The organism is Sphingomonas sp. M6A6_1c, from assembly GCF_053345135.1.
In genome coordinates this window covers 71367-90800 of sequence record NZ_JBKEZO010000001.1, presented here as the reverse complement: position 1 = coordinate 90800, position 19434 = coordinate 71367, and the positions used below count along the sequence as shown (strand labels likewise).

Below are 19434 nucleotides of genomic sequence, written 5' to 3'. Positions count from 1 at the left end.
TCAACGATACTCGATGACCGCATCGCGCCGCAGATCGCGCAGCTTGCTCTGCGCACGCAGGTTGACGCGCTGCTGTTCGAGCTGGCCCTGGATCTGCGCCGCGCCCGGCACCGCCGATTGCTGCGGATCGTCGCGGCCGCAGAGCACCAGCGCGCGCACGCCCTCGGTCGGCGAACCGAACGGCGGGGTCGCCTGACCGACCTGCAGCTTGAGCAGGATTTCCTGCAGCTGCGGCGGCAGGTCGCGGATGCGGACCGAATCGTTGTCGACCACTTCGGCACCGATCGTCGCGGCGACCTTCTCGACCGTGCCGCAGCCCTGGATCGACTGGACCGTCTTGGCGAAGGTCGCGGCGCGCACCTGCGCCTGCGCCTGCGTCGTGCCGGCGGGGAAGCCGACGGTGAGCTGCTTCAGGCTGAGCCGCGCATCGCGCGGATCGGCGGCACCGATCGTCCGCTTGTCGGTGAGATAGAGGATCGAGAAGCCGCCCGGCGTTTCGACGGGACCGGCGACCTGGCCGACCTGCATCTGCTGCGCCGCATCGGCGAGCGGCTGCGGCAGCGTCACCAGCCGGATCCAGCCGAGATCGCCACCGACGCCGCGCGTCGAGGCCTCCGAATAATTGCGCGCGAACAATTCGAACGGCTGCTGCGCCTTCTGGATCTCGCCGATGATCTGCTTGGCCTTGGCGAACACCTCGGCACGGTTGCCGTCGTTGGCGCTCAGGTAGATCTCGCGCAGATTGTATTCCTCGGTGCCGCGCGACGCCTCGATCCGCTTCTGGATCGCGCTCACCTCTTCGTCGCCGACGTTGACGAACGGCTCGATCTTGCGGCGCAGATAGCGGCTCCAGGCAAGTTCGCCCTCGATCGCCCGGCGCAGCGACCGCTCCGACGATCCCGCCTTGCGCAGTGCGACGCGCAATTGCGGCACGGTCATGTTGAACCGCTTGGCGAGGCCCGCCTCGCTCTGGTCGAGCTCCGCCGCGGTGACGGTGATCTCGGCGGTCTTCGCCTCCTGGATCTCCAGCGTCTCGTCGATCAGCTGGCGCAGGATCTGCAGCTTGAATTCGTCGATCTGCTCCGCCGCCGGTCCGCGGCCGCCGTTGTTGAAGACGGTGAGCGCCAGCCGTTGGTCGACGTCGGTGCCGGTGATGACCGTGTCGTTGACGATCGCGGTCGGCTTGCGCACGTTGGGATCGAGCTTGCCGAAGATCTGCAAATTGGTGGGGATGTTGAGGTTGGTCTCGGGCACCTGCTGGTCGGGCACCGTCTGCGCCACCGCGCCGGTGGCGATCGCCGCCAGCGCGAGCCAGCTCATGGTGCGACCGATCCGGGCGCTGCGTCGATTGTTCTGCGTCACGTTCTTCCGTTACCCCAAAGCTCGGCGTCGCGCATCGGGCACGGCGCCTGTTCCGGTCATGCCCCGATCCATCTGAACTGCGGCTTAGCGACCGAGGTTGGTCAAGGCCAGCGTCAACAGGAAGCTGTTACCCGAGCGTGCATCGCCGGTATCCTGATAATCGCGCCGCCAGGTCATGCCGAGCCGCAGGCAGTCGTCCTCATATTGGACACCGAGCCGGTGGCGGATCGGATCGAAGCCGTCGGATAGCGACTGCGGGTCCTCGCTGCGATCGGTGAGATCGATGACGGTCGAGCCGAACACCGACCAGAAGCGCGCGAACTGCACCCGGCCGGCGAGCCGCACCTCCTCGCGATCCTGCAGATCCTCGATCGCCGGGAAGATGTTGCGGTTGAGCCGCAGATAACCGGCGAGGATATAGGTCGAGCGCGACCCGACCGTCGCATCCACCTCGTTGCGGCGCACCGCAAAGCCGTCCTTGTCGAGCCGGTAGCGGTGGATGATCGAAACGAAGTCGCGGATGCGCAACGTCGTGCGCCCGACGAAGTCGGAGAAACGGTCGCTGAGCCCGGTGCCGCTCGGCAGGATCGTCGGACGTTCCGACAGGCGATAGCTCTGGCCGATCACCGTGTCGAAGGTCACGCCGGGCACCGCCACCGCCCATTCCGCGCCGTAGGTCGCGCGGCTGCTGTCCTCCCAGCGATCGTAGCCGGCGAAACGGTTGAGCGCGAAGAGGTTCGAATCTTCCAGGTCGACCGCGCGCGCATCCTCGTTGGGAACGTCGAGATTGGCGACCTTGGGGCTGGCGACGATCTGCAACCGCGGCGTCAGCCGCTGCGTGCCGCCGAGGAATTCGCCGACGAACGGCCATTTGATGTCCGCCGCCAACGCGCCGATCGCGCGCGCCTGGAAGCCGTCGACGCCGCGATAGCTGGCGACCGAGGTTAGCAGCGAATTGTGCGTGTTGTAGGCGTCGGCTCGGGCATAAGCGGTGAACGTCACCTCCTGGCCCCAATTGGTCAGCCGCCTGAGGTCCCATTGCCCGGCGACGAACGCGCGCTGCGTATCCTGCCCCTCGGTGCGGGTGATTGCCAGCGTATTGGCCTGCAATTGCAATTTGCCGCCGGCGAGATCGATCCGCCTGCGGAAATCCATCTCGGGCAGCGCGATCGGCTGATTGCCCTGCGGATCGTTGACGCGCAGCGTCTGGATGTACCAGCCGGTCAGCGCGAAATAGGTGTTGGGATCGATCCGCTCGAGCGAGGCGGTGGTGCGCAGCCGGTCGTCGCGCGAAATGTCGTAGCGGCGCAGGAAGGTGCGGTCGCTGGCGATCCGCGCCGATCCGCTGACGCCCCAATTGGGGGTCAGTTGGTAGCGCGCGATGCCGTCGATATAGCCGCGGAACGCGCGCTCGGTATCGGTCGGCGTCACCGTGTTGAGATCGTCGCTGCGCCGACTCTCGGTGACGTAGCCGGTCACCTGGAAGGCGCCGTTGGTGCCCAGCGCCTCGTAGCGCGCCTGCATCATCGGCAGCACCGCGGAGAAGACGTGCGGGGTGAGCGTCAGCCCCTTGTTGGGCGCCAGCCGGAAATAATAAGGCGTCACCAGTTCGAGCCCGTTGACCCGGTCGAGCTGGAGGTCGGGCGCGAGCAAGCCGCTTTCCGAACCGCCGCCGACCGGCATCGAGAAGGCGGGCAGGGGGAGCGCCGGCAAGCCGAACAGATGGAATTGCCCGCCGCCGAAATAGACGCGCTCGCGATCGGGGCGATAGGTGATCCGCACCGCGGTGATCTGCCACGACGGCGTCTTGGGACAGCCCTCGGAGGTCTGCACCGCGCACGGCGTATAGGCCGCCTTGTCGAGCTGCATCGAGCCGTCGGTGTGGCGCGTGCCGCGCTCCGCCGCCATCCGCCCGCCCTGTTCGAGCACGACCAGCATGTTCTGGACGATTCCGTCCTTCAGCGAATCGGTCAGCTCGATCGAATCGCCGTAGGCGACGTCGCCCTGCGGGTTGGTGACGGCGATGTTGCCGGTCGCGACGACCTTGCCGGTCTTGCGGTTCCACACCACCTTGTCGGCGCGCAGCCGGTCGCCCTGGCGGAACATCCGCACCTCGTCGAGCGCGGTCACCATGTCGGCGTTGCTGTCATAGTCGAGGCTGCCGGCGCTGAACTGCACCTGATCGTCAGCCGCGGGCGTCGCCAGCGCGGGATCGCTCGCCGGCGGCGGCGCGACCGGGCGGTTCTGCAGATCCTGCGCCGCCGCCGGTGCGACGAGCAGCGCCGCGGCGAGCGCACAGCCGGCCATAAGGTCGAAACGCAACACGATTATCCGAATACCCTTTCGGCGTGGCCGGCCCCGCCCTGAACGGCGCCGCACCCCACGCCCGCCTATCGCATCACCCGCGCGGCGCTGCAATCGTTGTGCTTGCCGCCCGGCGACCTTAGATCATGCGCCTGTTCTCGTCCCAGGAAGTCACCCTACATGCAGATCGCCTTCTCGTCCGCCGCTACCACTGCCCCTGCGATCCTCGCGCTGCCGATCGAAAAGGATCTCGCCGGCCGCGCCAGCTGGGCGGGGCTCGGCGACGGGCATCAGGCGCTCGCCACCGCCGCGGCGCGCGCCGCGCGCTTCGATGGCGAGGCCGGCGCGATCGTCGAGCTGTTCGTTGCCGAGGGCGACGCCACGCGGCAGGTGCTGCTGCTCGGCGTCGGCGCCAATGGCGAGGCGGATTGGGAGAAGGCGGGCGGCGCGCTGGTCGCCAGATTGCTCACCTCCGGCGCCACCGACGTCACCGCGGACCTGTCCGCCGCCAGCCCGACGGCGAAGGCCGCCGCGCGCTTCGCCGCCGCCGCCGCGCAGCGCGCCTGGCGCTTCGACCAGTATCGCACCAAGCTGCCCGACAAGCAGAAGGCGACGCTCGCCACGCTGACCGTCGTCGGCGCCCCCGCCGACACCGATGCCGCCTGGGCGGCGCAGCATGCGGTCACCCAGGGCCTCGAACTCACCCGCAACCTCGTCGCCGCACCGCCCAACATCCTATATCCCGAAAGCTTCGTCGAGCAGGTCCGCGCCAGCGTCGAAGGCCTGGGGCTCGAGATCGTCACCGTCGACGAGGCGGAGATGGCCGAATTGGGCATGGGCGCGCTGCTCGGTGTCAGCCAGGGCTCGGTGCGCGAGGCGCGCATCCTCGCGCTCAAGTGGAACGGCGCGGGCGAGGGCGATCCGACGCTGGCGCTGGTCGGCAAGGGCGTCACCTTCGACACCGGCGGCATCTCGCTCAAGCCCGGCGCGGGCATGGAAGACATGAAGTGGGACATGGGCGGCGCCGGCGCGGTCGCCGGCACGATGAAGGCGCTCGCCGCGCGTAAGGCGAAGCTCAACGTCGTCGGCGTGATGGGCCTCGTCGAGAACATGCCCGACGGCAACGCACAGCGTCCCGGCGACGTCGTCACCTCGATGTCCGGCCAGACGATCGAGATCCTCAACACCGACGCCGAGGGCCGGCTGGTGCTCGCCGACGCGATCACCTGGACGCAGAAGACCTTCCGCCCGAAGACGATCATCGATCTCGCCACGCTGACCGGCGCGATGATCGTCAGCCTCGGCAACGAATATGGCGGCGTCTTCGCCAACGACGACGGCCTCGCCGACACGTTGCTCGCCGCCGGCCTCGCGACGGGCGACAAATTGTGGCGCTTCCCGTTGTCGGACGCCTACAACAAGCTGATCGATTCGCCGATCGCCGACATGAAGAACGTCGGCCCGCGCGGCGCCGGCTCGATCACCGCGGCACAGTTCATCCAGCGCTTCGTCGACGAGGGCGTCGCCTGGGCGCATCTCGACATCGCCGGCATGGTGTGGAGCGACAAGGCCGGCGCGACCTACGACAAGGGCGCCACCGGCTACGGCGTCCGCCTCCTCGACCGCGCCATCGCCGACCATTTCGAGCGCTGACCGCGGGTTCCGCCCTTCCCCGAAAGGGGCGGGGCTATTGCATATCGATGATTGGGACGTCGTGACGGTCCTTACATCCTCCGTCACGCCGGACCTGATCCGGCATCCCGCTTCTCCATACCGTCGGTAGAAGCGGGACCCCGGGGCAAGCCCGGGGTGACGAAGCGCGTTTGAAAACGCATTCAATTACCCGGATTCGCATATGCGATAGTTCTGCTGAAGGGGTGGGACCTTCGAGCGGCCGCCGTGGCTCCACACCCAACCAAGAACCACCCCACGCACGCGTCACCGCAAGGGGTGACGCCGCCGCACCGCCACGCTACCCCGTCGCGATGCAGGTCGACTTCTACCATCTCACCGCCACCCCGCTCGACCGCGCGCTGCCGCAGATCGCCACGAAGGTGGTCGAGACCGGCAACCGGCTGCTGATCGTCAGCGCCCGCGACGAGCAACGCGCCGAGCTCGACCGGTTGCTGTGGGTCTATCGTCCCGACAGCTTCCTACCGCACGCCCAGCTCGGCGCGGGCGACGACGCGCGCCAGCCGATCCTCATCACGCCCGAGGTCCGCGCCGCCAACGACGCCCGCTACGTCGCCCTGGTCGACGGCGAATGGCGCGATGCCGCGCTGGACTTCGACCGCGCCTTCCACTTCTTCGAAGATGAATTCATCCGTCCCGCCCGCGACGCGTGGCGCGCGCTCGGCGGCCGCGACGGCGTTGAACGCCGCTATTGGAAGCAGAACGACGCCGGCCGCTGGGAACAGGCGGCCTGATCGGCGCACCGCCGCGGACCCGTCACGCCGCCCAGCCGAAGCGGTTGCAAACATGGCGCCCCCCGACTAGGGCGGCGCCACTTCCCGACCGCCCAAAACAGGAGCCCGTGACCATCATGGCCGCGAACCGTACCTTTTCGATCATCAAGCCCGATGCCACCCGCCGCAACCTGACCGGTGCGGTCACCAAGATGCTCGAAGAGGCCGGCCTGCGCGTCGTCGCTTCGAAGCGCATCCAGATGACCCGCGAGCAGGCCGAGGGCTTCTATGCCGTCCACCGCGAGCGGCCGTTCTTCAACGACCTCGTCAGCTTCATGATCTCCGGCCCGGTCGTCGTGCAGGTGCTCGAGGGCGAGAATGCCATGCAGCGCAACCGCGACATCATGGGCGCCACCAACCCGGCGAACGCCGAGCCCGGCACGATCCGCAAGGAACTCGCCGAATCGATCGAGGCGAACACCGTCCACGGTTCGGACTCGGACGAGAATGCCGAGATCGAGATCGCCTATTTCTTCAAGCCCGAAGAGATCGTCGGCTGATGACCTGGCGGCTGCGGCGCGCGTCCCCGGAGGATGCGCCCGCGGTCGCATTGGTGGCGGCCGCGAGCTTCCTCACCACCTTCGCCGGCATCCTCGACGGTGCCGACATCGTCGCGCATGTCGCGAAGAACAGTTCGGCCGACCGCTTCGCCGACTGGGCCGCCGATGCCGCCAGCGTCGTGACGCTGGCCGAGCATCCCGATGGCGCTGCGCCGATCGGTTATACGCTGCTCACCACCCCCGACCTGCCGCTCGCGATCGGGGCGGGCGATATCGAACTCCGCCGCATCTACACGCTGCCGGTGGCGTACGGCACCGGGCTCGGGCCGGCGCTGATCGTGCGCGCGTTCGACGATGCGCGGGCGATGGGCAGGACCCGCATGCTGCTGGGCGTCTACGGCGGCAACGATCGCGCGCGGCGCTTCTACGAACGGCAGGGCTTCACCGTCGCTGGCCGTCGCCAGTACCAAGTCGGCGCGACGCTCCACGACGATTTCATCTACGCACGCCCCCTCTAAATCATCCCCCGCCAGGGGGAGGTGTCAGCGCAAAGCGCTGACGGAGGGAGAGGAAAGGGCGGGAGCCTGATCGTGGGGCTCCGCCCCGTCCTCCCCTCCGTCACGCCTTAGGCGTCCTACCTCCCCTTTGCGGGGGAGGACGGGATCGCCCGATCACGCCGGTGCGAACACCCCGTCCTCGTCCATCACATGCAACTGCCCGTCGGCGATCGCGAAATACGCGCCGCGCAGCTTGAGCTTGCCCGCCGCCTCGCGCTCGGCGACGAACGGGAAGGTGCGCAGGTTCGCGATGCTGACCCGCACCGCCTCATGCTCCAGCTCGCGCTTGGCGTCCGCGCCATCGCCGAACTTCGCCTTCACCTTGTCGCGCCCGCCGTCGAGGAGCCCGACCCAGTCGGAGATGAAGCCGCCTTCGCCGGGCTTGCTGTCCTTGAACCCGCCCGACAGTGCCGCCGCGCAGCCGCCGCACGACGCATGGCCCATCACCACCACCTCGGGCACCTCGAGCTGCGTCACCGCGAATTCGACCGCGGCGGAGACGCCGTGATAGCCCTTCGTGGTTTCGAACGGCGGTACGAGGTTGGCGACGTTGCGCACCGTGAAGATCTCGCCCGGCGCGACGTCGAAGATCTGCATCGGATCGACGCGGCTGTCGGAACAGGCGACCACCATGACCTTGGGGTCCTGTCCCTGGCTGAGCTGGCTCCAGCGTTCGCGCTGCTCGGTCCAGCCCTTGGCGCGGAACCGGCGATAGCCTTCGACCATGTCGGCGAAATCGGTCATTGTACCTCCGTTATCTGTCCGTTTCGGCTGGTATAACGCATCTTTGCGGGCAGGGTCCCCCCTTCCGTCGCACGGCAAAGCTTCTTCACAAACGGCATGGCGGTTGTTCACAAACGACGGAGTCGCTATCTCGCGGATCATGAACGAGATGACCCCGCTCGCCCGTCCCGAACGCCTGCGCAAGCCCGACTGGATTCGCGTCAAGGCGCCGACCAGCGCCGGGTTCGCCGCGACGCGCGAACTGATGCGTTCGAAAAGCCTCACCACCGTCTGCGAAGAGGCGGCGTGCCCGAACATCGGCGAATGCTGGTCGAAGAAGCATGCGACTGTGATGATCCTCGGCGACACCTGTACGCGCGCCTGCGCCTTCTGCAACGTCAAGACCGGCATGCCCCGCGCGGTCGATCCGATGGAACCCAATAACGTCGCGGACGCCGCGGCGCAGATGGGCCTCGAACATATCGTCGTCACCTCGGTCGATCGCGACGACCTGCCCGACGGCGGTGCCAAGCAGTTCGTTAAGGTGATCGAGGCGATCCGTCGCTCCAACCCGCGCACGACGATCGAGATCCTTACCCCCGATTTCCGCAACAAGCACGAGGCTGCGGTCGAGGCGATCGTCGCGGCACGGCCGGACGTCTACAACCACAATCTCGAGACGGTACCGCGGCTCTACCCGACGATCCGCCCCGGCGCGCGCTATTACGCCTCGATCCGCCTGCTGGAGAGCGTCAAGAAGCTCGACCCGTCGATCTTCACCAAGTCGGGCGTCATGCTCGGCCTCGGCGAGCAGCGGCTCGAAGTGCATCAGGTGATGGACGACATGCGCTCCGCCGACATCGATTTCCTGACGATGGGCCAGTATCTCCAGCCGACGCCGCGGCACGCCAAGGTCGCCGAATTCGTCACACCCAAGGCGTTCGACAGCTATGCCGCGATCGCACGCGCCAAGGGCTTCCTGCTGGTCGCCTCGTCGCCGCTGACCCGGTCGAGCTATCACGCCGGCGACGATTTCGCCAAGATGCGCGATGCCCGTGCCGCCAAGCTTGCCCAGAGCGCGGTGCCGCAAACCGCGAGCGTCCGTGCCTAAACATTCCGAAACGCGCCATCTGCCCTACACCCCCGAGCAGATGTTCGACATGGTTGCCGACGTGAAGCGCTACCCGGAGTTCCTGCCCTGGGTCAGCGCGATGCGCGTGCGCCAGGACAGCGACACCGCGACGCTCGCCGACATGATCGTCGGCTTCAAGGGCCTGCGCGAGACCTTCACCTCGAAGGTCGAGAAGACGCGCGCCGAGACGATCCACGTCGAATATGTCGACGGTCCGCTCAAATACCTCCACAACGACTGGCGGTTCCGTGCCGAAGAGGGTGGCTGCGCGGTCGATTTCGCGGTCGATTTCCAATTCAAGAACCGGATGTTCGAGATGCTGGCGGGGCAGGTGTTCGGCGTCGCGCTGCGCCGGATGATCGGTGCGTTCGAGGATCGCGCCAAAATCCTCTACGGCAGCAGCAATTCCAGCGCGACCAGCGCCGCCTGAAGCCGGATACCGCCGCGCCCCAGGTCGCCGAACGCCTTGCGATCGGCGTGGACGTCCGAGGGATCGCCGCCTTTTTCGGCGCGGGCGAACACGACGGTGCCGACCGGCTTCTTGATCGATCCGCCGCCCGGCCCGGCGACCCCGGTGATCGCCACCGCAACATCGGCACCGCTATTGGCGAGCGCGCCCTGCGCCATGCTCCACGCCACCGCGATCGATACCGCGCCGAACGTCTCCAGCACGTCGCTGTTGACCTTGAGCAGCTTCATCTTGGCATCGTTCGAATAGGTGACGAAGCCCGCGCCGAACACGTCGGACGAGCCCGGCACCTCGGTGATCGCCGCGGCGACCAGCCCCCCGGTGCAGCTCTCCGCCACCGCGATCGTCCGACCGGCGGCACGGTTCGCCTCGACCACCTTCGTCGCGGCCTCGATCAGCTCGCGGGGAAGCACCGTATCCATCAGCGTTGGCCCTCCGGACAAAGAGGCAGGTCGGGCACCGCGATCGCCTTGCCCTTGGCCTTCTCGCCCTTGAAATAGCGCAGGGTGGTGACGATCACCGCCGCGGTGTTCTGCGGCGGCAGCGGCGCGAGCTGCGTGACGAACCGGTCGATCGTCGCGCAATCCGCCGGGTTGATCCGCCCGACGAGCAGCGGCGCCAGCGCCGCGGTGAGCAGCGGCCGCGCGAACTCCGACTGGAGCAGCGTATCGATCATCGGATCCGACAGTTTGACGATCGCCGCCCGCGCATTCGGCCACGCCCGGTCGGCAGCGTCGCGATAGCGATCGAGAAACTCGCTGTCGGTGCGCCGGATCAGGCTGGAGGAGGGCAGGCGCGTCGTGCAGATGATCCCGGTCTGCTGGATGATGTCGGGCAGCGCCACCAGGGTCATCGCCTCCGCCTCGGGCGTGGTGATGCAGCGCGTCTGCGCCTCGGCCGACGAAGCGGCGAGCAACGCGACGATCGCGATCAGCGCCCTCATCGCGGCAGGCTCACGGTCGCCACCGCCTGTGCGGCGATCCCCTCGCCGCGGCCGGTGAAGCCGAGCCGTTCGGTCGTCGTCGCCTTGATGCTCACCCGATCCTCGCGCAATCCGAGCAACGCGCCGATCCGCGCGCGCATCGCCTCGCGATGCGGCCCGATCTTGGGCGCCTCGCAGATCAGCGTCAGGTCGACGAAGTCGATCCGCCCGCCCTTGTCGGCGATCAGCCGCGCCGCATGCTGCAGGAATTGCGCCGAATCCGCGCCCTTCCATTGCGGGTCAGAGGGCGGGAAATGCGTCCCGATATCCCCCGCCGCGATCGTCCCGAGCAAGGCGTCGGTCAGCGCGTGCAGCCCGACGTCGGCGTCGCTATGCCCCGACAAACCCTTGTCGTGCGGGATCAGCACCCCGCCGAGCCACAATTCCTCGCCCGCCTCCAGCCGATGCACGTCGAACCCCGACGCGCTGCGCGTCTCCCAGGTCACACGGGCCTCTGCGGCGGCGAAATCCTCTGGATGCGTTACCTTATCGAGCATCGCATCGCCCTGCACCAAAGCGACGCTCCCGCCAAGCCGCCGCACCATCTGCGCGTCGTCGGTCGCCTCGTCGCCCGCCGGCCAGCCGGCATGCGCCGCGCGCAGCGCTGCGACGCGGAACCCCTGCGGCGTCTGCACCCGCGCCAGCCCGTCGCGCGGCACCACCGCGCCGTCGCGCACCAGCGTATCCGCCACCGCCAGCACTGGCATCGCCGCCTCCGCCCCGTCGAGCGCCGCCAGCACCCGGTCGATCACCGCCGCCGGCACGAACGGCCGCGCCGCATCATGGACCAGCACGCGCGCGCCGGTGACGGCGGCGAGCCCGCGCGCCACCGACTCGCGCCGCGTCGCGCCGCCGACCACGGTGCGCACGCCGCCCAATGCCGCCAGCGCCAGCGCTTCGGCACCGGGCGCGATCACCACCACCACCTCGTCCACCGCCGGATGCGCGGCGAAGGCGGCATAGGCATGCGCGACGAGTGGCTTGCCCGCCACCACGGCATATTGTTTGGGCAGCGCACCGCCCGCCCGCGTGCCGCTGCCCGCCGCCACGATCAGCGCGGTCGTCGAAGGTCGATCCGTCATCGCGCCGCTCTAGCCGCCCGCCCGCAACCTTGCCAGCACCCCCGCAAGCCGCTAGGGAGATGCCCAATTTTCAGGCAGATCATGGCAGCTCTCACGCCCATTCAGATCGGTCCCGTGCGGATCGACCATCCCGTCGTCCTGGCGCCGATGACCGGCGTCACCGACATGCCGTTCCGCACGCTCGTGCGCCGCTACGGCTCCGGCCTCAACGTCACCGAGATGATCGCCAGCCAGGCGGCGATCCGCGAGACGCGCCAGTCGCTCCAGAAAGCGGCATGGCACCTGTCGGAGGAGCCGGTCTCGATGCAGCTCGTCGGCTGCACCCCTTATGAGATGGCCGAGGCGGCGAAGCTCGCCGAGGACCGCGGCGCCGCGATCATCGACATCAACATGGGCTGCCCGGTCCGCAAGGTCACCAACGGCGACGCCGGCTCGGCGTTGATGCGCGACCTCAAGCTCGCCGCGCAACTCGTCGACGCGGTGGTCAAGGCGGTCAGCGCGCCGGTCACGCTCAAGATGCGGATGGGCTGGGACCTCGACAGCCTCAACGCCCCCGAGCTGTCGCGCATCGCGCAGGATCTGGGCGTGCAGCTCATCACCGTCCATGGCCGCACCCGCAACCAGATGTACAAGGGCCAGGCCGACTGGCGCTTCATCCGCACCGTCAAGGATGCGGTGACGATTCCGGTGATCGCCAACGGCGACATCTGCACGATCGACGACGCCGTCGCCGCGCTCGACCAGTCCGGCGCCGACGGCATCATGATCGGCCGCGGCGCTTATGGCCGGCCGTGGCTGCTCGGCCAGGTGATGGACTATCTCGCCACGGGCAACCGCCGGCCCGACCCGTCGCTCGACGAACAATATCGCGTCATCATCGAACATTACGACGCGATGCTCGATCATTATGGCAGCATCACCGGCGTCAACATGGCGCGCAAGCACATCGGCTGGTACACCAAGGGGCTGACCGGCTCCGCCGAATTCCGCAACGCGGTCAACCAGCAGCCCGACGCCGCCGTCGTGAAGCGCATGCTCACCGATTTCTACGCACCGCATCGCGATCAGCCGATCCGGCAGGCCGCCTGACCGGCGAATGGAGCAGCGTACCGGCTACACCTCCGGCCGGCCCGGCTTCGCCGAACTGTTCGCGGCGCTGCCGGTCGCGGTGGTGGTGGTCGATCCCGACGACCGCATCGCCCATGCCAACGGTTTCGCCGAGCAATTGCTCAACCTGTCCGAGCGCGTGATGCGAGGCCAGCCGCTCGCCGCGATCCTGCCGCCGCCCGCCGCCGACGCACGCCGCGACGGGCAGGGCTTCGCCTTCTACGATACCGAGATCGCGACGCCGCACGGCCCCAAGATCCGCGTCGATTTCGTCGAGGCGGCGATCCCCGATCATCCCGGCTGGCGCGCGATCACGCTCCACACCGCCGCCAGCACCCGCGGCCTCGGCCATTCCGGGCGCAGCGCCGGCGCGCGTGCCGCCAGCGGCGCCGCGGCGATGCTCGCGCACGAGATCAAGAATCCGCTGTCGGGCATCCGCGGCGCGGCGCAATTGCTCGGCACCGGCGAGCTGACCACCCTGATCGTCACCGAGGTCGACCGGATCGCCGCGCTGATCGACCGGATGCAGGATTTCAGCGACACCCGCCCGCTGCCGATCGTGCCCGAGAACATCTATCCGCTGATCGGCCACGCCCGCCGCCTCGCGCTCGCCGGCTTCGCTCGCGGCATCGCCATCGAGGAACGGTTCGATCCGTCGCTGCCCGCCGCCGCGATCAACCGCGACGCGCTGCTGCAAATCCTCATCAACCTTCTGAAGAACGCAGTCGAAGCCAATCGATCGGTGCGCAATCCGCGCATCCTCATCACCACCGCTTACCGCCACGGCATGTCCGTCGTCGCCGCGCCCGGCCGCCCGCGCACGCCGCTGCCGATCGAGATATGCGTGATCGACAACGGCCCCGGCGCCCCCGCCGATATCGCCGACCATCTGTTCGACGCCTTCGTCTCGGGCCGGCCGGAGGGGCAGGGGCTCGGCCTTGCCCTGGTCGACAAACTGGTCCGCGACATGGGCGGCATCGTCCAATATGCCCGCGAAGGAACCCCGGAAATGACGACGCTCCGCCTCCTGCTGCCGCGCGCCGCCGCATGACTCGCATCCTCGTCGTCGACGACGATGCCGCGATCCGCACCGTCGTCGCGCAGGCGCTGCGCCGCGCCGGCCATGACGTGCAGACCGCCGAGACGCTGGCGCAGCTCGACCGGATGCTCGCCACCCGCGTTCCCGACGTGCTGATCACCGACGTCGTCCTGCCCGACGGCGACGGCATCGCCCGCGCCAAGGAGATCGGCGAGCGGCTGCCGCAACTCCCCGTCATCATCCTCTCGGCGCAGAACACGCTGACCACCGCGGTCCGCGCCGCCGAGGTCGGGGCATACGAATATCTCCCCAAGCCGTTCGATCTCGACGATCTCACCCGCGCGGTGACCGGCGCGCTCGCCCGCGGCGCGGTGATGCCGCAGCCCGAGGCGAGCGAGGACCCGGCGCTGCCGCTGATCGGCCGTTCGCCGGCGATGCAGGACGTCTACCGCATCATCGCGCGGGTCCTCTCCAACGACCTCACCGTGCTGATCTCGGGCGAATCGGGCACCGGCAAGGAACTCGTCGCGCGCGCGATCCACGATCTCGGCACCCGCCGCGCCGCGCCCTTCGTCGCAATCAACATGGCGGCGATCCCGCGCGAGCTGATCGAGGCAGAATTGTTCGGCCACGAACGCGGCGCCTTCACCGGCGCGGCGATGCGCAACGCCGGCCGCTTCGAACAGGCGGCGGGCGGCACGCTGTTCCTCGACGAGATCGGCGACATGCCGATGGAGGCGCAGACCCGCCTGCTCCGCGTCCTCCAGTCGGGCGAGTTCACCACCGTGGGCGGCGCCCGCACGATGCGCGCCGACGTCCGCGTCGTCGCCGCCACCAACCGCGATCTCACCCAACAGGTCGCCTCCGGTCAGTTCCGCGAGGATCTGTTCTACCGGCTCAACGTCGTGCCGATCGCGCTCCCCGCGCTGCGCGAGCGCCGGCAGGACATCCCGCTGCTCGCCCGCCACTTCCTCGAAATGGCCGCTGCACAGGGCCTGCCACGCCGCCAGCTCAGCGACGCCGCGCAGGCATCGCTCACCGCGCACGACTGGCCCGGCAACGTCCGCGAGCTCGAAAATCTGATGCGCCGCCTGGCGGTGCTCGCCCGCGACGAACTGATCGACGCCGCGACGATCCGCGACCTGCTCGGCGCCCCGGGCACCGGCGGCGAGGCCTCCGACCCCGGCATCGCCGAAGCCGTCCGCCATCTCGTCGAGCGCATCGCCCGCGAACGTCCCGGCGCGCTCGACGACGGGACGCTCTACGACCGCGTCATCGGCGAGGTCGAACGCCCGCTGATCGAGGCGATGCTCGCCCGCCACGCCGGCAATCAGCTCCGCGCCGCAAGAGCGCTCGGCCTCAACCGCAACACCCTGCGCAAGCGACTGGACACCCTGGGAATCAGCACCCGCGCAGAGGAGTAACGGGCAGGGGGTCATAGTCCCCGCCACACGCACCCCGGACTCGTTGCGGGGTCCACTCTGCGGCGAGGAGAGGGGCTTGAGAAAGCCTCATCCCTCGCAGCGCCCCCAGTGCTCCTGCGAGCGCAGGAGCCCAGGAGCCCGGAACGTCATAAGCCGTTATTCTGCCTAACCCTGGGTTCCTGCGTCCGCAGGAGCACGGCATCGCTTTGTACCCGGCTGACCCTCGCAGAGGTTCGAACATTTCCACGGTGACGAGGCTGCTTGCGCGATCGACTGCTTCCCCCGTTGCCGTGTTTTCGCGAAGTCGGCAGCCACATCGCGGTTCGAGAGGAAGGCAGATACGTTCACGCGGAGGCGCGGAGGCGCCGAGATGAACCGCTCGGGGCAGCGTGGCCTGTCATGGCAGACGGCGCGATGGCAAGCTGCCGCTGCACCGAACGCGACACCTCCGCGCCTCCGCGTGGACCGATTCACGGCATGCCCCACCAGCGACCTGCCCCGCTCACCCTACTGTCACCACAAACCACCGTTCCCGGTAAATTATGTGGTTTCCGTGCAACAATCCACGTTGTACGAAGGGTCGAATGAACGCGGCCCCCATGCCCGATCTGATCGCACCCGCCCCGGACCGCCGGCTGCGCATCACGCCCGCCGTCGAGGCGCTGGTGCTCGTGCTGGCTATCGCTATCGCGACCGCGACCTATTTCGTCATCACCGGCAGCAGCAAGCCCGCGCAGCCGCTGTCGCCGCCCGCCATCGCCTCGCTGCTCGTCGCCAATCTCGTTCCCGGTATCGCGCTGCTGATGCTGCTCGGCCGCCGCATCGCCCGCAAGCGTGCCGCGGCCTCGCTGGTCGGCGGGGAGGGGGTCCTCCACGTCAGGCTGGTGGCGATCTTCTCGATCATCGCCGCCGTCCCGGCGTTGCTCGTCACCATCTTCGCCTCGTTGCTGTTCCAGATCGGCGTCGAATTCTGGTCGTCGGACCGCGCGAGCGGCATGATCGAAAATGCCCGCACGTTGGTCGGCGAAAACTATCAGCGCGAGGCGAACCGCGTCATTGCGCAGGTGCAGGCCATGAGCGGCGATCTGGCCAGGGATTTGCAGGGCCACGACATCGACAGCCCGTATTTCCAGAACGCGCTTCTGTTGCAGACCTATCGTCGCGAACAATCGGAGGCGATGATCATTCGTCGCGGCGAAGCCGATCCGCTCATCGTCCTCAACCCCTATGACAAACCCCTCCAGAACCTGGTGAATCCGTCCGTCGAACGCGCGCTGGATCGGGGGGCGGGCTTCGTCGTCATCCGCAGCGACGACCGCATCGGCGTCGTCGTTCCGCTCACCTACGGCAAGGGCGCCTACCTCTATTCCGCCCGCATCTTCGATCCGCAGCTCGCCAGCCAGATCCGACGCGGCGACGCGATCATCCGCGACTATCAGGCGCTGCAAAGTCGCTCGCGCGCGTTGCAGCTCAAGTTCAACGCCGCGCTGCTGATCGTCTCGCTGCTCATCGTCGGCATCGCCGTCTGGGCGGCACTGGCGGTCGCCGACCGCCTCGTGCGCCCGGTCGCCGAGCTGGTCGGCGCGGCGCGCAAGGTCGCCACCGGCGATCTCACCGCGCGTGTTCCTGACCCCCGCCGCAAGGACGAAGTCGGCACGCTCGCCAATGCCTTCAACCAGATGACCGGCCGGCTGCAGGAGCAGAACAGCGCCCTGGTCACCGCCAACGACCAGCTCGAGAACCGCCGTGCGCTGATCGAGGCGGTGATGGCCGGGGTGTCGGCCGGCGTCGTCGCCACGGCCGAGGACGGCACGATCCGCATCGCCAACCGCTCCGCCACCGAGCTGATCGGGGCGGGGGCAGACGGCCTGATCGGTCGCCCGCTCACCACCATCGCCCCGGAACTCGCCGATCTCGTCCATGGTCACGAACGTGAGGCGATCGTCCAGGTGATCCGCAACGGCGAAACCCGCACGCTCGCGGTGCGCATCGCGCGCACCGACGCCGGCCCGATCCTCACCTTCGACGACATCACCCAGCAGTTGCTCGACCAGCGTCGCGCTGCCTGGTCCGACGTCGCACGGCGGATCGCGCACGAGATCAAGAACCCGCTCACCCCGATCCAGCTCGCCGCCGAACGGCTCCAGCGCCGCTACGGCAGCAAGATCGATCCCGCCGACACCACCTTCGCGCGGCTCACCGACACGATCGTCCGCCAGGTCGGCGACCTGCGCCGGATGGTCGACGAATTCTCCTCCTTCGCGCGGATGCCCAAGCCCGTGTTCCGCGAGGAATCCCTGGTCGACATCGCCCGCCAGGCCTTGTTCCTGCACGAGGTCGCGCATCCCAATATCCGTTTCGAACTCGACCACAGCATCCCCGCGCCCACGCTCGTCTGCGACCGCCGCCAGCTCGGCCAGGCGTTCACGAATATTGTCAAGAATGCCGTCGAAGCCATTGAAAGTAAGGGCGAAAGCGGTGGATCCGTGATGATGCACGTGCGTGAGGATAGTGATGTTACGACCGTCGAGCTCGCCGACACCGGGGTCGGCCTGCCACCCGACCGCGATCGTATCGTCGAACCCTATATGACGACGCGCGCCCGCGGCACCGGCCTCGGCCTCGCCATCGTCAAGAAGATCGTCGAGGAGCATCACGGCACCATGACCTTCGCCGACCGCGACGGCGGGGGGACCGTCGTCCGCATGACCTTCGACGCCGCGGCGCTCGCCGCCCTCGACCAGGGGGCCGCCGCGCCCGAGCCGGCTGGCGAAGGCCAGCTCGCCGCCCTCACACGCAATCGGAATTAGACATGCCGCTCGACATCCTCGTCGTCGACGACGAACACGACATCCGCGAACTGGTCGCCGGCGTCCTCGAAGACGAGGGCTATGAGACCCGTTCCGCCGCCAACAGCGATGCGACGCTGGAGGCGATCGCCACCCGCCGCCCGTCGCTGGTGCTGCTCGACGTCTGGCTACAGGGCTCGCGGCTCGACGGGCTGGAGCTGCTCGACGAGATCAAGCGCCGCGATCCGTCGATCCCGGTGCTGGTCATCTCGGGCCACGGCAATCTCGACACCGCCGTCGCCGCGATCCGCCGCGGCGCCAGCGACTTCATCGAAAAGCCGTTCGAGGCGGAGCGGCTGCTCCTCCTCGTCGCCCGCGCCACCGAAACCGAACGCCTCCGCCGCGAGGTCGCCAGCCTGCGCGTCTCGGCGGGGCGCGAGAGCGACCTCACCGGCAGCTCGGGCGCGATCAACGGCGTCCGCGCCACCCTGAAGCGCGTCGCCGCCACCGGCAGCCGCGTGCTGATCATGGGGCCGGCGGGCGTCGGCAAGGAGGTCGCCGCCCGCCTGCTGCACGGCTGGAGCAACCGCGCGCAGGCACCCTTCGTCATCGTCAGCGCCGCCCGCATGACCCCCGAACGCGTCGAGGAGGAGCTGTTCGGCGTCGAGGAGAGCGGCGATCTCGTCCGCCCCGGCCTGCTCGAACAGGCGCATGGCGGCACGCTCTTCCTCGACGAGATCGCCGACATGCCCGTCGCGACGCAGGCCCGCATCCTGCGCGTCCTCACCGACCAGAGCTTCAGCCGCATCGGCGGCACGCGCATCGTCAAGGTCGACGTCCGCGTCGTCTCCGCCACCTCGCGCGACCTGACGCACGAGATCGCCGAAGGCCGCTTCCGCGAGGACCTCTATTACCGGCTCAACGTCGTCCCCGTCGTGCTGCCCGCGCTCTCCGAACGGCGTGAGGACATTCCGGCGCTGGTCGAGCATTTCATGGCGCATTATGCCGCCGACCGCCGGGTCCCGACGCCGGAGATCGCCCCCGATGCGATGGTCGCGCTGCAATCCTACGACTGGCCCGGCAACGTTCGCCAGCTCCGCAACGTCGTCGAGCGGACGATCATCCTCGCCCCCGGCGACCGGATCGGCCGCATCGATCTCGACCTGCTCCCCGCCGAAGTGCTCGGCGATCAGGGCGATCTCGGCAGCGGGGGCGGGGGGGCGATCATGGGCGCACCGCTGCGCGAGGCGCGCGAGACGTTCGAACGCGAATATCTCCGCGTCCAGATCCGCCGCTTCTCGGGCAACATCAGCCGCACGGCGAGCTTCATCGGCATGGAACGCTCGGCGCTGCACCGGAAGCTCAAGCTGCTCGGCATCACCGACATGCGCGAGGATTGAGCGCTGGACGTAGGGCCGCATCGTTCATAGATGCAACGTGTCGCCCGATCCGGGCGACGATCCGACGCCGGGAAACGGCGCGATAGCGGGCAAACGGCT

At 68.5% G+C, this 19434-nt stretch carries 17 protein-coding genes; 11 read left to right on the top strand and 6 right to left on the bottom strand.

Translation table 11 applies throughout. The annotated features are described in order from the left end of the window. Both ACLBWH_RS00400 and ACLBWH_RS00395 read right to left on the bottom strand, forming a co-directional pair. The gene (locus tag ACLBWH_RS00400) at positions 1–1320 is read right to left on the bottom strand and encodes a peptidylprolyl isomerase (protein ID WP_322849297.1); all 1320 of its coding nucleotides are present in this window, start codon (positions 1318–1320) and stop codon (positions 1–3) included. Between the two features lie 126 nt (positions 1321–1446). Then, the gene (locus ACLBWH_RS00395) at positions 1447–3669 is read right to left on the bottom strand and encodes an LPS-assembly protein LptD (protein WP_447796682.1); all 2223 of its coding nucleotides are present in this window, start codon (positions 3667–3669) and stop codon (positions 1447–1449) included. A 177-nt stretch (positions 3670–3846) separates the two neighbouring features. Between ACLBWH_RS00395 and ACLBWH_RS00390 the strand changes: the two genes are divergently transcribed. The 4 genes from ACLBWH_RS00390 (at position 3847) to ACLBWH_RS00375 (ending at position 7149) form a co-directional block, all read left to right on the top strand. Continuing rightward, entirely contained in the window at positions 3847–5319 is a 1473-nt protein-coding gene (locus ACLBWH_RS00390) for a leucyl aminopeptidase (RefSeq protein WP_447795946.1), read from the top strand. A 332-nt stretch (positions 5320–5651) separates the two neighbouring features. Continuing rightward, positions 5652–6092 carry a DNA polymerase III subunit chi gene (locus ACLBWH_RS00385; RefSeq protein WP_447795944.1) on the top strand — a complete coding sequence of 147 codons (441 nt, stop codon included), beginning with the start codon at positions 5652–5654 and terminating at the stop codon, positions 6090–6092. A 116-nt stretch (positions 6093–6208) separates the two neighbouring features. Then, a complete protein-coding gene (ndk, locus tag ACLBWH_RS00380) occupies positions 6209–6631 on the top strand; it encodes a nucleoside-diphosphate kinase (protein ID WP_037536422.1) in 423 nt (140 codons plus the stop codon). Continuing rightward, positions 6631–7149, top strand: a complete 519-nt coding sequence (locus ACLBWH_RS00375) for a GNAT family N-acetyltransferase (protein WP_447795942.1) — start codon at positions 6631–6633, stop codon at positions 7147–7149. The genes ndk and ACLBWH_RS00375 overlap by 1 nt, the downstream gene beginning before the upstream one ends. Before the next feature lie 153 nt (positions 7150–7302). Here ACLBWH_RS00375 and ACLBWH_RS00370 read toward each other — a convergent pair whose 3' ends face one another. Further along, positions 7303–7932, bottom strand: a complete 630-nt coding sequence (locus tag ACLBWH_RS00370) for a carbonic anhydrase (RefSeq protein ID WP_447795940.1) — start codon at positions 7930–7932, stop codon at positions 7303–7305. Positions 7933–8071: 139 nt separating this feature from the next. Here ACLBWH_RS00370 and lipA point away from each other — a divergent pair, with 139 nt between their 5' ends. Both lipA and ACLBWH_RS00360 read left to right on the top strand, forming a co-directional pair. Then, complete coding sequence (lipA, locus tag ACLBWH_RS00365; protein ID WP_322849302.1) at positions 8072–9022, top strand: lipoyl synthase; 951 nt, start codon at positions 8072–8074, stop codon at positions 9020–9022. After that, the gene (locus tag ACLBWH_RS00360; RefSeq protein WP_447795938.1) at positions 9015–9473 is read left to right on the top strand and encodes a type II toxin-antitoxin system RatA family toxin; all 459 of its coding nucleotides are present in this window, start codon (positions 9015–9017) and stop codon (positions 9471–9473) included. Before lipA ends, ACLBWH_RS00360 begins: the two co-directional genes overlap by 8 nt. On the opposite strand, the gene ACLBWH_RS00355 is transcribed toward ACLBWH_RS00360, so the two are convergent. The 3 genes from ACLBWH_RS00355 to ACLBWH_RS00345 are packed head-to-tail and all read right to left on the bottom strand — an operon-like array spanning position 9434 to position 11576. Next, positions 9434–9934: a CinA family protein gene (locus ACLBWH_RS00355; protein ID WP_322849304.1), complete on the bottom strand. Its 501-nt coding sequence runs from the start codon at positions 9932–9934 to the stop codon at positions 9434–9436. The two genes, ACLBWH_RS00360 and ACLBWH_RS00355, sit on opposite strands and share 40 nt — an antisense overlap. Next, the gene (locus tag ACLBWH_RS00350; RefSeq protein WP_447795935.1) at positions 9934–10455 is read right to left on the bottom strand and encodes a hypothetical protein; all 522 of its coding nucleotides are present in this window, start codon (positions 10453–10455) and stop codon (positions 9934–9936) included. Before ACLBWH_RS00350 ends, ACLBWH_RS00355 begins: the two co-directional genes overlap by 1 nt. Continuing rightward, positions 10452–11576: a bifunctional 2-C-methyl-D-erythritol 4-phosphate cytidylyltransferase/2-C-methyl-D-erythritol 2,4-cyclodiphosphate synthase gene (locus tag ACLBWH_RS00345; protein ID WP_322849306.1), complete on the bottom strand. Its 1125-nt coding sequence runs from the start codon at positions 11574–11576 to the stop codon at positions 10452–10454. The genes ACLBWH_RS00350 and ACLBWH_RS00345 overlap by 4 nt, the downstream gene beginning before the upstream one ends. Positions 11577–11657: 81 nt before the next feature. Here ACLBWH_RS00345 and dusB point away from each other — a divergent pair, with 81 nt between their 5' ends. The 5 genes from dusB to ntrX all read left to right on the top strand — a co-directional run bounded on the left by dusB (position 11658) and on the right by ntrX (position 19335). Then, complete coding sequence (gene dusB / locus ACLBWH_RS00340) at positions 11658–12665, top strand: tRNA dihydrouridine synthase DusB (protein ID WP_322849307.1); 1008 nt, start codon at positions 11658–11660, stop codon at positions 12663–12665. A gap of 7 nt (positions 12666–12672) precedes the next feature. Beyond that, positions 12673–13734, top strand: coding sequence for a two-component system sensor histidine kinase NtrB (locus tag ACLBWH_RS00335; protein ID WP_447795933.1), 1062 nt, complete (start codon positions 12673–12675; stop codon positions 13732–13734). Further along, positions 13731–15146 carry a nitrogen regulation protein NR(I) gene (gene ntrC, locus ACLBWH_RS00330; protein ID WP_447795931.1) on the top strand — a complete coding sequence of 472 codons (1416 nt, stop codon included), beginning with the start codon at positions 13731–13733 and terminating at the stop codon, positions 15144–15146. Before ACLBWH_RS00335 ends, ntrC begins: the two co-directional genes overlap by 4 nt. A gap of 599 nt (positions 15147–15745) precedes the next feature. Then, positions 15746–17956 (top strand): sensor histidine kinase, encoded by a 2211-nt coding sequence (locus ACLBWH_RS00325; RefSeq protein ID WP_447795929.1) that lies wholly within the window; start codon positions 15746–15748, stop codon positions 17954–17956. Positions 17957–17958: 2 nt separating this feature from the next. Beyond that, complete coding sequence (gene ntrX / locus ACLBWH_RS00320; protein ID WP_322849311.1) at positions 17959–19335, top strand: nitrogen assimilation response regulator NtrX; 1377 nt, start codon at positions 17959–17961, stop codon at positions 19333–19335. Positions 19336–19434: the final 99 nt, after the last annotated feature.